Raw genomic sequence first — 13560 nt, 5'->3', positions numbered from 1 at the left:
TCCGCCAGCAAAAGAGGTGTTCCGAGCTTCGACAGAAATTGCAACGAGGGCGCTGCAGCGCCCCGTTACACTTCAGCTAATTTCTCGCTCGCGGATTCGCCGGCCACCAACAAGCCGTCTTGGGACCGTAACACTCCTTTGGCAACCAAATCGGCGACCCCAGCTGAAATCAGCTGCCTTAATTGTGCGCTTGTGGCTTTGAAGCCCAGCATCCTGGCAACGCCTGTGGCGATTTCTTCCTCTGTCGCACCGAGGTTGGATTTCACGACTTCCATAGCGCCTTGGGCGACCTCGTCCTGCGCAATCATTTCGGGCTTGCGCAATCCAGCGGACACGACCCCACTGCGATCCCTGAGACGAACAGGAACACCTGGCTTGAAGCAGAAGTTGCCTCGACGGGCTACTGAACCACCTCTCTGTGCTATGCTTACCCCCCGCTCGATTGCATCCTGAATCCTGCCACCGGCCCGCTGCAGACCCCAGGCGTCCCGAATACGCGAAACTATTTCGTCGACATGGATTGGCGTTTCTGTAGCCACGACCTGCTCGACCAGTCCGGCCATGATTCCGCTGGGCGTCTCGTGGAGTTCGAACGATCCCGGTCGCTTTAGTTCGGCCTCTTCGTAGGCTCGATTGGGTGTCTCGGATCCGTTTGTGCTTTCGAGACCGATTTCCGTCACGTTGCCTCGGTCGACCGTAACAACCTGCACGGCTACAGCTCGATTTCTCTGGACCCCCAATTCGGCCCGCTCATCGAGTTCTTTTCTGGCGGCCTCAATCGCTAGTATGGTTCGCTCCAGCTGCTCACGAGGCCGTTGGAACCAGTCAGCGCTCCAGATGCGATGGATGATCCAACCATGGTCTTCCAGAACCGACTGCCGAAGCCGGTCTCGATCTCTGGCCGAGCGAGATGAGTGATATTCTGCGCCATCGCATTCGATGCCAAGAATATAGCGGCCTGGCCTCTCTGGATCCGCAACTGCGAGGTCGATGAAGAAGCCGGCAATGCCCACTTGAGCATGAACCTGATAACCCATTTCGATCAGCGCGTTGGCTACCTGTTCTACAAAGATTGAATCCATTTCGCGAACCGTGACTTGGGCAAGCGAAATTCGCCCTGTTCTCGCGTAGTGCAAGAAGAGCTTGAAGGCGAAGATGCCTTTCCCTTTGCCACGCTCCAGGTCGATGTCCTCGTCTGTGATGGACGCGAATACTTCGCAGCTGCGCTTGGCGCGGCTTATGAGGACGTTGAGCCGACGCTCGCCGCCTTCCGCGCCAAGAGGGCCGAAACGCATGGCCATGTATCCCTGGGCATTCTTGGCATACCCCACCGAGATCATGATCACGTCGCGCTCATCGCCTTGAACATTTTCGAGGTTCTTGACGAAGAATGGCTCGCTTGGATGAGCGTGAAAGAATTCCTCGGTGTCGGGATTTAGTCGCCGCAGCGCTTCGAGTTCATCCTGGATCGCGCGGCGTTGGCTAACCGAAAATGTTGCAACGCCTAGAGTCTCTTGCGGGTTCACCTTCGCATGACGGATGATCGCCTCCGCTACTGCTCTCGCCTCTACCGGATTGGTTCCTGTGCCGCCGGAATCGAAGTACCCCCTCCGGCACATGATGAAACCGCAACCCCATACCTGCCTCTTGGGTATAAGGGCTTGGCACGATGAAAAGCCGGTTCTCGTAGAACTGGCTGTTCGATACTGCGATTAGAGATTGGTGACGGCTACGGTAGTGCCAGCGCAGCATACGCTGCGGCAAGCCGCGGGCCGTGAACAGGCCGAGGATGCTTTCAATGTCGGCGACCTGCGCGCCCTCACCCTCGTCATCTTCAGACTGCGAGCCTGTCATCTTCGCGAAGAATGTCGTGGGTGGCAGTTGGCGTTCGTCGCCAACGACGACCACCTGACTGGCCCTGGCGACCGAGCCAAGTGCGTCCACGGGCTGGATCTGAGACGCCTCGTCCATCACGAGCAGATCGAACGACATCCGGCCGGGCGACAGGAATTGCGCCACCGAAAGCGGGCTCATCATGAACACTGGCTTCAGCGCCTGGATGGCAGGGCCTGCCTTCTGCATCAATTGCCGGATGGGCATGTGGCCTCGTCTGCGCGCCATCTCAGAACGAAGCAGTCCGACAGGTCCAGCTCCGCCGTCTCTTGAAGGAATTTTCCGGTGATGAGCCGTTACAACTTCGATGGCGCCGGCCTTGATGCGCTGGCGGTCCAGATCTGCGAAGTCACGTACAGCCCTGGAATGCAGTTCCCCGTCGAACCTTGCCAGCTCCGGCTCATCGGTCGCCATCGCCAGAAACATTCGTTCGTAGTAGGCCATATCAAAAACTGATCGAGCCGATCCTGTTGTAATCTGGCCGTTGGCTAGGCCGTCTATCAACTGTCCCAGTCCAGCCTTTCGGGCCGTTTCGGATCGCTCTTCATAGGCAACCCATTTCGAGAGCTGCTCCTGATGATCGAGCCAACCCTGCAGCCGAGAAACGACCTCGCCTATCGCGACGTCCGGAAAATCGACTACTCCAAACAAGGAGGGAGCATCGGCTTTCAAATCCCCTGTAAGCGCCTTCAATTCCCGCGCTGCCGCTTGGGCCGCTTCACGTGCTGAACGTGCCGAGTTTGCGATCTCGATTCTTTCAGGCAACCGCGCAGCCAGATGTCGGATCGAGCCATTTTCTTTCAGCCAAAGCTCGGCTTGCGTGAGAGCGGCCCAATCGGATCCTCGACCGTGCCACGACGAGCCGAATACGAACTTGCCAAGGCTCTCTCCCGCATCGATCCCTTGAGCAAGTGCTTGTAGTCTGCCTAGTCGGCGCAGTAGCTCCACCCGCTCAGTGATCAGATCCGGAACGTCAGTCAGAACCTGTCGTGACGCATCATCGGCTTGAGCTACAGTGCTCGCCTTCGCTTCCATCAGTTGCAGCGAGGCCCGCTCGGCGGAAGCCACGTCGCCTAGCATGGATGACGCGAGGTGCCCGAGATCGTTCCAGAAACCTTCGATAATTGGCCGACCGATTTCGATAACCTTGCGAACGCGCGCTGCACGCGCACCGGCCTCGGAGCGTTCCGCCATCCGGCCGGCGATAATCCGAGGTTCGGGGCCTAGCCCTCGTAGAGTCCGCATCCACTCCACTAGCGCGAGCAGTGGCGCGGAAGCCGATCGCTCCCCACGCCAATCTGCCCCGAAGGCGGAACGGCCAAAAGCGTCGCCTTCGCGGACTCTTGCTGCGGCAGCCTGACCCTTCATCAAAAGGTCGAGGAGACCAACTATCTGCGTCGCAGGCGCGCTAGGGTCGACCACAATAGTCCGCGCAAGTGCTGTGGCGCGACGGTAGTCGCCGTTCAATGCTTTCAATATTCCCGTGTGTGTGGCGAGCGCCTGCCGCGCCGCGGCCACCTCGGTGCTCCACGCCGCGTCAACAACCTTGCCCTGAAGGTCGGCTCTGGCAGCCTCAAGCGTCGCTACGCTGTCGGCAAGGTCGCCTGCCTGCTCAAGTCCGGAGTCCCAAACGGTGGCTGCGAAGGCCTCCGGACTTGCGTCAGGTGCTGCCGCTACTCGCTCGCCGGTCACGGCCAGCCTGAGCAAGCCTGCCAACGTGTCTGGCAATATCGCCGATCCGAGTTCCTGATTCAGGCGCTCAGCTTCTTCCCTCAAGCGTGGGAGCAGAATGGTGAGCTGTCGCGCACGATGGAAACCATCTTTCGGAAATTCCGAGGGAAGCTTTGCAAGCTCTGTCTCGAGACCTTCAATTGGCGTGTCGATAGCCGTTGCCGCCAACTGCTCCGAAAGTTCCTCGGACTTGCGGGCGAAATCCGTTCCTGACCAGAGAAGCGATGAAATGTCTTTCGGACGCTCATCCCATACCGGCGAGACGAGCGCCTCGGCAGGAAGTCCAGGCGCGGACGCGAGAAGCTCAGCGCGATCTTCTATCTCGCCGCTGTCGCTGAGAATTTTCGGAGGCTCGGCCTTGATCCGCTCAGCGATACCGACCAGTTTGGCGTGCAGTGCCTTGGCTTGGTCCAGCAACGCCGCGATGCGTGGGACGAGCCTCTCAATGGTCGTTGGAAGAACGACATCCAGGCCAACTCCCCGCCACGGGTGGTGGATCGGCAAGCCGATCTCGTTGATCCGCTGAGAGACCTCATCGAGCAATTTGCGACGTTGCGAAACGCCGTCAGTTGTCCAGCTTGTGGCATCCGTAAGTTCGATGTCCACTGGTTTCTGACCGACCTGCCTTAGTCGGGTTAGCTGGCCGAGAACCTGATAAGGAGTGAGTTCGGACGCTCCGAACGCAACGTGCATTCGTGCAGCATGTGCGTTGAGTTTATCGCGAGCCTCCAGCAAGCGATCAGTTAGGGAAGAAGGAAGCTGGCCCCTGGGCGATCCGAGTTGCCAGGTTCGCCGCAGCTCCTCTAGCATCATGCGCTTGTTCGCCTTGTTACTATGCAGCTCAAGGCAGGCGTCCCCCACCCCAGCAGTGTCAAGCCGTCGCTTGACGACCTCCAGCGCTGCCATCTTTTCGGCCACGAACAGCACGGTCTTTCCGTCGGCAACGGCCGACCCAATAATGTTTGCGATCGTCTGCGATTTTCCTGTCCCAGGCGGACCTTGGATAACGAGGTCGCGACCTTTTCTGACGTCATGGATCGCCAGTGTCTGAGAACTGTCACTGTCGACGATATGCAACATTTCGGCGGGCGCAATGTGCGGATCAATCGCTATGTCGTCCGACATAAGCGGCTCGCGTGTTTCGAAACCATCTGAAAGAAGCGAGCGGATCTTCGGTTGTTCGATAATCTTTGCGCCATCGGGCCAGAGATCCGGATCCAGATCACGGTACATCAAGAACTTCGCAAACGAGAAGAAGCCGAGCACCATATCGTCGCGAAGCACCTCCCAACCCTCTTTGGTCGAAATTGCTTCGGCAACGGCATCGAGATAGGCCGAGACGTCGAAGTCATCTCCCACCTCAAAACGCGGCAGAGCGAGCTTGTGAATGCGGTCGAGATAGAGTTCCAAGGAGAGGTTTGCGGTAAGATCTTCCGGCCGGGCTCGTAGGCGGAATTTTTCTCCAGCGGCCCCTCGCTCAAGCCGAACCGGCACCAAAATGAGGGGGGCCTGACGGATGTTCTCTTTGTTGTTCGGGTCAATCCACTTCAGCATTCCAAGGGCCAGAAAGAGGATATTGACGCCCTGCTCTTCCTCGAGTGTGCGGGCATCATGGTAGAGATCAAGGAGCCGCCGCTGCAGCCCAGTTGGGGTCATACGCGTCTGCAGCTTGGTGTCCGAGTGCCGCGCGGATATCCCTCTGTTATCGACTCCATCGTCCTCTGGTTGGGCGAGAGCGACGGGGGAATAGTCGATCTCTTCGTCTGGAGGGCTGCTTTCATCCTGGCCCGCTTTCGGCCTATCGGGCTTGCCGGCCAGGAAGGTAAAAGCCTTTCCTTCGGTCACCAGCAATCGATAAATTTCGGACGACTTCTCATCGACGATATCGATCGTCTTCGCGCTCTTGGAAAACCGCGGCACATTCAAAAGTCGATTGCGGGCGGAAAGATCGAGCAACTCCATCCTGGCGCGCTCGAGTTTCTCCTTTAGAGGGAGATCGCTTTGGAAGACTGACTGTTTTACGTCCAAGACTTACATCCCCTTTGAAAGGAGAACCAGCTAGAGCCCGCGTAGAGCGTTCGCGCAAGAAAAAACAGCCGTGTTCAATTAGAAACGACTGCGATCACTTCTGGACACCGTCCAATATTGCGACGTGTGATATGGGTCAGAGCCTGCATTCTTGGCCCCCTTTGCCTAGTCGCTATCCGACGAGGATTCTCGCTCCCTGCCCCCGTATTTAGCCGCCTCCACAATGTCTTTTTCTGACACAGAGAGTCCGTTGCGGACCCGAATGGCTCCCGCACTTGGAACGCGGTCCAATTCAGATCCAGTCTTTGCCTTATCCTTCTGGGGCTTAACCTCCGGCGGCGGGTCTTTCGAAAATGTCATGCGTAGGTCCTACTCGTCCAAATCTAAATGCATCCGCCTGTGAGCCTCAAGCCGCTTTCCTGGTCATACAAAGAAAACGCCGCGCCCAATCAATCCACCGTCTCTCGTGGTTCCGCATTCTGATTGGCGCTTTAACATCCATCACTATTAGCGCCTGGCATTTAGTATCCTCCCTCTACTGGTTTTTTTAGCCGATAAGTAATAGATCGGGATTTCACTGCAGAAGTCCGGAGCCATGAAGTGACTGAAATCCAAAATACGGCCACCGCGCTGATGGAGCTTACCGCCGATATCGTTGCGGCTTATGTGAGCAAGAATTCAGTGCCGGTCTCCTCATTGCCGGACCTTATTGCCAGCATCAATTCGTCATTAGCGCGTATCGGCCAGCCGTCCGAACCGGAAAAACCCGACCAAGTTCCCGCGGTCAACCCCAAGCGCTCAGTCACTCCAGACTACATCGTCTGCCTCGAAGACGGCAAAAAGTTCAAGTCCCTCAAGAGACACTTGAACACGCATTTTGGACTGACGCCCGACGCCTATCGCCAAAAATGGGGCCTCTCCAACGATTACCCCATGGTCGCGCCTAACTATTCAGCCAATCGCTCCAGATTGGCAAAATCGATTGGCCTCGGTCGCACAGCAGCCGCGCCCAAGAAAGCAGCAGCCAAGAAGTCAAAGACGCGCTAGCAAAACATTTGGCAGCTTCGCAAAGGATCGAAAATTGAATCGCGATCGCTATTCCCATCGCCGCAGCTCGCGGCCAAGACGCGGCCGGGTTTCAATTATGCGCAAGCGTTTCTTTTCACATAAATCATTAGCCGCGATCCTGGTGATCACGCTAGCAGTGGGCGCTTATGTCACCTCCTACTTTACAGGGTGGGGCAACCAGATCGCGGGACCCAATACAGCAAGCGCACTCGGGTCAAAACCGAAGCCTATCGTCGGCGTAGCGTCCATCGTTGACGGGGACACGATCGAGATCCACGGACAGCGTATTCGTTTCAATGGCATCGACGCACCTGAAAGCAGCCAAAACTGCAGCGACGCAAGCGGGCAAGAATACCCATGCGGCCGCAAATCCGCAGAAGCACTGGACATCTTCCTCAGTCAATCCCGACCCATCCAGTGCAACTTTGTTTCGTGGGATCGTTACAACCGCTTCGTTGGTGATTGTCAGCGGGCGGACGGTGCTAGCATTGCGTCTTGGATGGTCGAACAGGGTTATGCCCTGGATTGGCCTCGATACAGCCATGGTAGTTACGCGTCACAACAGGCAGATGCCCAAAGGGCCAAGATTGGCATCTGGGTTGGCACTTTCACAGCCCCTTGGGATTGGCGAGCAACACATGCAGCCAACAATAAACCCGGTAATGACACATCCTACGGCCTTACAGGCCGTCGCCAAATAGCTCAGAGCTATTCGTGTCAACCGCGTCGCTATTGTAAGCAAATCTCCTCATGCGATGAGGCGCGCTGGTATCTCAATAACTGTAGCTGGGGACCCAAATTGGACCGGGACGGCGACGGAATTCCGTGCGAAGGCATTTGCTGACCAAGCCAATTCCTTAGCGCGCTTTCAGCAAGCCGGACTGGCCACCAGCGTTTCGGTGCATTTGCGCGAGTGCCAATAGAGCCTGGCAAAAGGGCTGGCTGACGTTTGTCTTGGAAAATTCCACCAGCTCGTTGAGCCCGGATGGGCTAGAAAACCGCAAGGCTTCGTAGCGACAGACAGGGATCTGCCGATTATCTCTGAAGCGTTTGTCGGGTCCGCCATTCTTATTGGGATGAGCCCAGGTATAGCTCACGATCTCAGCATCAGATGGAACTTTGCCGGTCTCAATAAAATTGCTGGGGGCAAATTGCGTCCTGAGGTCTCCATACCCAACGGCACCGTACTGGTTTCCGTCCTTCACCAAAATCATGTCTGGCATGAAATAAAGGATTTGCCGGCCGACGTGTATCGACGGTGGTGTGACATTGCTGCGAACAACCGTCGGCAAGGAAGCTTGGAGCGTCGTCGACTTTTTATCGACCAACATCGTGGCTCCCGCATTGCGCTTCCAAGTCGTCAGATCCTCTATCTTGCCACCAGCCGCGACATGCCAACTCGCCGCGCAGCGTGTGAGCGTGTCAAAGGCGGCGACAAGTCGCCCGTAGGCCGCCTCCGCGTCCTGCTCCAAATCATAGTAGAGCACGCTCACCCGGCGGTAGCTGTCCAACCAGTTGCCAATAAGCATGCCCGGCAAAAAGGCAGCAATACCGATCAGCGCCACCCCACCTCCCAGCATTGCGCCTGCGATCAATCCGGCGATCCCAAACAGCACGGCCAGGATGAGCGACATTCGCGTCTGCGATTGCCTCGCATTGATTTCATCAAGCACATTGGCAAATGTCTCATCACGCATCTCGATCACATCGGCGGACTCGATTTCTCTCATCACGACGCCACCGCTGACATATTCCACGGGTGAGGATGTTGGATGGGGCTTTGGCCCAGATGGGAATTCAGACAGTTGCAGCGTCTGCTTGGCGCTGCGCTTTCCCAAAGTGCCTCGGTAGTAGAGACCGCCGACGCCTGCATGAATATAATGCCCTCGTGGGCCAGTCCCGATACGAAGACCTTGCACGCCAACGGACGCGCCAACCCCGCCAGACGAGAAGTTAAAGCGGAAAGGTCCCGCACTAATCGATTTTCGAACGTAAAACCCCATCCCCGCAATCCCCCCCAAGCCCTGTGAGCGAAACCCAAGGGCAGTTCGCCTCACAACTTTGGTACCGGAACCAGTCCAATATCTGTCTCTCGCGAACGTTGCCTGACCCTGATCTCAATTCGCCTCCTCGCCTTGACGTCGCCGGCCTGTGCGCCGTCGGTGAGCCGGTCGCCAGGCAATATCAACTGGCCGCCGGACATTGGCAGGATGGTGAAGCCTTTCAGTTCCGGCATATCGCGCAGGATGCCTGTGACGGAGATCGCTCGCGCTAATCCAAGCCCGGCATTGTCGGCAGGATGGAGTGTGCCAATGTCCATCTTGCGCGCCAGTACGGGCTGAAGGCCTCTGTCCATATTCGATGAGTCACCGGACATCGCCTGCTCGTCCGTGTGGCCAATCACCTCAATGACGTCCACACCATAGGAAGTTGCAATTCCAGCAATGGTCTTCGACATCTGCCGCAACTTCGTTTTGAAGCCACCGGAAAGCTCCGCAATTCCAGTATCGAAATTATAGCCATCGAGCTCGCTAAGACTGATGATCGGTGGCCAATCGTGTGGCTTGTCAGCAGAGGCCTCGTTCCTTGCCTTCTTCAGTGCGTCAGCAAGATCCTTGGACGTCTTGCCCGTGCCAACGTAGCCGAGCTCGCGCAGAACCTTCATCTTCTCGATCATGGCTTTGGCCTGATCAACGTCGACGTCGTTGTCAGAGAGGACTTTGGCGGCCGGCGCGCTTTTCACCGCTTCCTCAAGGGTCAGTCCCACTTTTTTGATTGCCTCTGCGGCCTCTTTGGCCCGGACCAATTCACGCCATTCTTGATCTGGTACATTGCGTCGACTTGCAGGCTTGACCATGGCATTCAGCTGAGCCAGCAACCGCTTGTTTTCCTCGTCAAGCTTGCGAGCGTTCTCATTGAGGGACTGCGCAATCTTCTGCGCTGCCGCAGCCTCTTTCTTTGTCTTGGCGATGAGCGCGCCTGCAGCAAGCAAAAGGCAGAAAACGAGAAGCAGCATCGTCTCAGCCATCGTCAGGCCGAGTATCAGGCCGCGGCCATAGCCCTTGCGCTCAAACGTAATGGCTGTTCCGCTAACCTCACTCACCTGCCCCACCAACTTGCTCTCTTTGGCGGTTCACCCTTCTCCACCTCCGCCGGACTGCTTAACGATCGGAAGGTGTCGCCCTCCGTGTCATCCGAAACCTTGATTGGCGTCTCCACAGGGGAGGCAACAGTGGAAGGTGCCGCCACTCGCTCGACATCGTTCGCTATCGCATTGCTCAGAGGCTGGGGCGTGCGCACGGCCGGGAGGCTATGTTGTGTAAGGGTTGCGACGAGGCCGCGTGTTTCATTGCTGTGTTTCTGCATCACAGCCATGAACTCCTCAGTCAAACGCTGCTGCGCTTGGACAGTTTCTGCGGTCTTTTCTGCGGCCGCTGCCGCTCTCTCCACTCCAGTCGCCACCTTGATCACTGCGTCGGCAAGACCGGTCATCCGCGTTTGCTGCTCTTGCGAGGCTGTTTCGGTTTTTATCGCATATTGTGCGACAGCATTACCCAGGAGCTTGACCATCGGCGCCAGATCGTTCTTCAGCACCTCATCAGGAACAACCACCTTTTCCAGCTTGGCAGCCATATTGTCGGCTTGATCACCGAGCTTTCCAACAGAGTCGGACATCGAGCTGTTGGCTTTATCCAGCAAATCCGCTGCAGCTCCAACGCGGTTCGCTATCGAAGCAAACTGGGTTTCGACTTGCCCGAAATTGTGCTGCAACGCGTCACTGAGCTTGGCAGACGCCTCTTGGACAGGCTTGATCGATTCCATGGCAATATTGTCCAGGGCAGATCGAATGTGCTCCCCATTGCGTGCCGCTTGCTCGGCAATCTCTGCAAAGCCCTCTTCGAGCATTTGATGGCTGACACGACGAAAGTCGGCGAACTCCCTGGTTACGCTTTCCATCTCGGCTCTTACACGCCGTGTCATGTCGGCAAGTTCGTGCCTCGCCGTTCGCTCAATGTCCGCGGGATCGCGCCGCATCTGATTGTAGAAAACCCTCAGAGCAATACCGGTGATCGTCGACGTGATCGCGATGCCAAAATTTTGGACGATCGTGTCGGTTGAGCCTTCCGTTCCAAACTGAAACAGCGAGACCCCAAGGCTCGTCAGGGTGAACAGGAAGCCCATATAGTAGAGGTTATCGCCGGTCTGCTCGTCGTGCAGTTGTAGCTTTCCAGCAAAGATCGAAACCCCGAGATAGAAAAACATCAGGCAGGCCGGTGCTACCGCCGCGACGATCGGATTTACGCCTGAGAGTTTTGCAATGGCGATGAATACACACCCGCCGAGTGTCAATGCCGCGAAAACCACGACCGGCAGACGTGGATGATCCAGCAAAGGTTTGTCGTGCGCTCTCGCCATCAGTTTAACCCATCCAAGCCAACCAGCTTTTCGAACTCGCCGTGATGGTTCTGGACCCAATGTGTCCAGAACTCCGCGTGATCCAGGGTCTGAAATGGCTTCTTTGCCCGATCGATATAAAGAATTGTGATGCCCACCCCATCCAGCGACGTCCCATATGTGCGGTCGGCGGCGCTGTTGAGGTATTTTTGGTAATCCAGTCCCGATCGGTACTGCGAGTAAATCGTCGTATGCTCGATCATGTCAGAGGCGACCACCAATCGCTTGGGACTGCCCTGTTTGGCCAAGCTGCTATCGAAGAGCGACAGCTTGATTTTCTGAATTCCAGCCATGATCGGAGATTGGCTCGCGGAAGCCGCATTCGGGATTTCATCGGGAAGTTTGTTCAAAGGATCGCCGAAGGCGTTTTCCCACTTCTTTTGACGCCGCGCAGGATTGTTGGTCCAACTATCGACGGTCGACCCATCACCGGGATTGCATCCATCGAACATCACCGTCAGCTCACCAGGCGCCGAGCTCAGGGTATAAATCCTCACATACCCACCCGGCTCGACCTGCCCAATGGTCTTTCGGAACTCGTTCTTGAGATCAGCCATCGTCGTTGCCGAAATTGGATCAGTGGCGTCGATGAGGACGGCGGTCAGGCTGGAGGGTCCGTCCAATGGGCAATTCGTGTTGGCGTCGATATGGCCATTGCCAGACCTGGTCCACATCCAGCCGAAGCCGGCCAACATCGCAACGGATAGCACACCAAGGGCAATGGCCGCGGCAATGGTACCCGCATTGCCTTTCTTGCGTCTGCGGGTTCGCCTAGACATTCACGCTGTCCGGGTGAAGCTTATCAAGATCTCGGTACTGCTCAATTCCCCGTTCGCATTCCTGACCAATCAGACGAACCTGCTCGTTGAGTTCCTCCTGCGCCTGGCGAATTGATGCGCCAACATCTCCCTCATTCCACTCCCGCTCGCCGGTGACGTATGGCTTGATGCGATCAAGTTTGTAGGGCGTTCCGAAATGCTTGGGCGCCGGCTCGGTCCTCGCCTGGATGTTGGCTTCCCGATACATCGACAAAAGCTGATTGCAGGCTCGCTCCAATTGGTCTTGATGCTGCGCAAAAAGAGCCAGAAGCCTCGATCGATGATCGACAATCGCGCGGTGCTCGCGCCGGCGACTACCAAGCTGCTTGACGATTTCCTCCACTTTTTCGTTGTGGTCGTCGCGGACATCCTGCAGCTCTTCGATCAGTTCCTTCTTTCGATCGATGTAGTCATCGCGCCGTCGAACGAGCCGATTTTCAACGCCAGTGTAGCCTGGGTAAGGGTCGAGCACGAACCAGCCGTCGATAAAAGCGAAAAGCGAAAACATCAGGCCGATCGCAAACAGCAACCAGGACTTGATGTCCGTGAGACCCGCTGGATTGGCGAGCATATTACGGATGACCTCAGCGCCGGCGCCGTCAGCGAGCGAGCCGCTGACCTCACGGTAGTGCGCTAGCGCCAAGTTTATCGAAATCGCCAAGCCGATATAGAAAAGGATTGAAATGATCCCAACGAATTTTACGAAAAACGACCGATGGGTGACGAGACGAGCGCAGAAAACCGCCAGGAGCAAAGCCGCCCCGATGTTGATGAAAGAGAATGCCGCAGCCTCAAGGATGCCACCAAAAAATCCCTGCTCATTGCCCTTGGCCAGGAAGTTGCCGTTCATCGCTGTCTCGACCAGAAACAGAAATAGCAGAAGCGATAGCCGGAAAATGTGAGCGGCACCGTGCTGCACACGCGCGGCACGAACGAGACCGTGCTTCTCCTTAAACCATGCATGCTCTTTTTCGGCGTCGTTCAGGGCCCTTCTCAGGCCGTGAAGTTCATCGAGGCCCACGGCGACCGAGGCTTTGAAGTCCGAAACGCTAGCGGCATTCGTCTGACGGATTAGACCGAATTGTTCCTCGAAATCGAGGCCGGCAAGACGACCTCCAAGGAGTTGCAGGTTGTCCTCAAGAGTGTGATGCGCAGCCTTCTTCTCATCCTCAACGCGTTCCACGATGGCATGTTCGACATCGTCGAGATTCTTTGCCGTTTTCGGGGGTTGGTTCACCTCGCCGCGCTGCTTTCCGCGGTTAATGACATCCAGGTCGCCGTCGATCTTGGCAGGGTCCAGGCTGTTGAATAGCTGAGTGCTCGCCCGAAAATCGTGGTTGGATTCTCGCAGTGAGTCACGCAACTTATTTAGTTTTTCGAATTTAGAGCCCACGCACTCACAACCCCAACTTTACGCCCCCCGGCAGAGTGGTTTCTATGCATAGTAGAGCTAAAGGGCAACCGCACATTCACTTCTATCCACTTGCTAGTGCGGATCAGGCTCAATTGAGTTCCAACAAATGATCATGGCTGCTGATCAACTGGTTGATCGGCCGCGACTAGTCAT

9 protein-coding genes are annotated in these 13560 nt (G+C 56.6%); 2 read left to right on the top strand and 7 right to left on the bottom strand.

Going from position 1 to position 13560, the window contains the following annotated elements; genetic code table 11:
• Positions 1-65: 65 nt before the first annotated feature.
• Together EN845_RS36215 and EN845_RS29415 are read right to left on the bottom strand one after the other, a co-directional pair.
• Positions 66-1526 carry a DUF3320 domain-containing protein gene (locus EN845_RS36215; RefSeq protein WP_245511837.1) on the bottom strand — a complete coding sequence of 487 codons (1461 nt, stop codon included), beginning with the start codon at positions 1524-1526 and terminating at the stop codon, positions 66-68.
• The gene (locus tag EN845_RS29415) at positions 1483-5652 is read right to left on the bottom strand and encodes a DUF4011 domain-containing protein (RefSeq protein WP_245511836.1); all 4170 of its coding nucleotides are present in this window, start codon (positions 5650-5652) and stop codon (positions 1483-1485) included. Before EN845_RS29415 ends, EN845_RS36215 begins: the two co-directional genes overlap by 44 nt.
• A 633-nt stretch (positions 5653-6285) precedes the next feature.
• Here EN845_RS29415 and EN845_RS29410 point away from each other — a divergent pair.
• Positions 6286-6699, top strand: coding sequence for a MucR family transcriptional regulator (locus tag EN845_RS29410; RefSeq protein ID WP_082826711.1), 414 nt, complete (start codon positions 6286-6288; stop codon positions 6697-6699).
• 34 nt (positions 6700-6733) lie between these two features.
• Positions 6734-7564: a thermonuclease family protein gene (locus EN845_RS29405; RefSeq protein ID WP_127224212.1), complete on the top strand. Its 831-nt coding sequence runs from the start codon at positions 6734-6736 to the stop codon at positions 7562-7564.
• Between the two features lie 13 nt (positions 7565-7577).
• Here EN845_RS29405 and EN845_RS29400 read toward each other — a convergent pair whose 3' ends face one another.
• Genes EN845_RS29400 through EN845_RS29380 form a run of 5 tightly spaced genes read right to left on the bottom strand, consistent with a single transcriptional unit; the run spans position 7578 to position 13356 of the window.
• Positions 7578-8723, bottom strand: a complete 1146-nt coding sequence (locus EN845_RS29400; RefSeq protein WP_095770037.1) for a DUF4236 domain-containing protein — start codon at positions 8721-8723, stop codon at positions 7578-7580.
• Positions 8724-8773: 50 nt separating this feature from the next.
• Positions 8774-9823: a hypothetical protein gene (locus EN845_RS29395; RefSeq protein ID WP_127382439.1), complete on the bottom strand. Its 1050-nt coding sequence runs from the start codon at positions 9821-9823 to the stop codon at positions 8774-8776.
• Entirely contained in the window at positions 9820-11136 is a 1317-nt protein-coding gene (locus EN845_RS29390) for a hypothetical protein (RefSeq protein ID WP_127382440.1), read from the bottom strand. The genes EN845_RS29395 and EN845_RS29390 overlap by 4 nt, the downstream gene beginning before the upstream one ends.
• Positions 11136-11954: a hypothetical protein gene (locus EN845_RS29385; RefSeq protein WP_063169429.1), complete on the bottom strand. Its 819-nt coding sequence runs from the start codon at positions 11952-11954 to the stop codon at positions 11136-11138. Before EN845_RS29385 ends, EN845_RS29390 begins: the two co-directional genes overlap by 1 nt.
• On the bottom strand, positions 11947-13356 hold the full coding sequence (locus EN845_RS29380) for a hypothetical protein (RefSeq protein WP_210326684.1): 1410 nt from the start codon (positions 13354-13356) through the stop codon (positions 11947-11949). The genes EN845_RS29385 and EN845_RS29380 overlap by 8 nt, the downstream gene beginning before the upstream one ends.
• Positions 13357-13560 lie beyond the last annotated feature (204 nt).

The organism is Mesorhizobium sp. M8A.F.Ca.ET.202.01.1.1, from assembly GCF_004791595.1.
In the GTDB taxonomy this organism is placed as follows: domain Bacteria; phylum Pseudomonadota; class Alphaproteobacteria; order Rhizobiales; family Rhizobiaceae; genus Mesorhizobium.
Note: the sequence above shows the minus strand (reverse complement) of the source record. Positions and strands in the feature narration are given on the sequence as shown.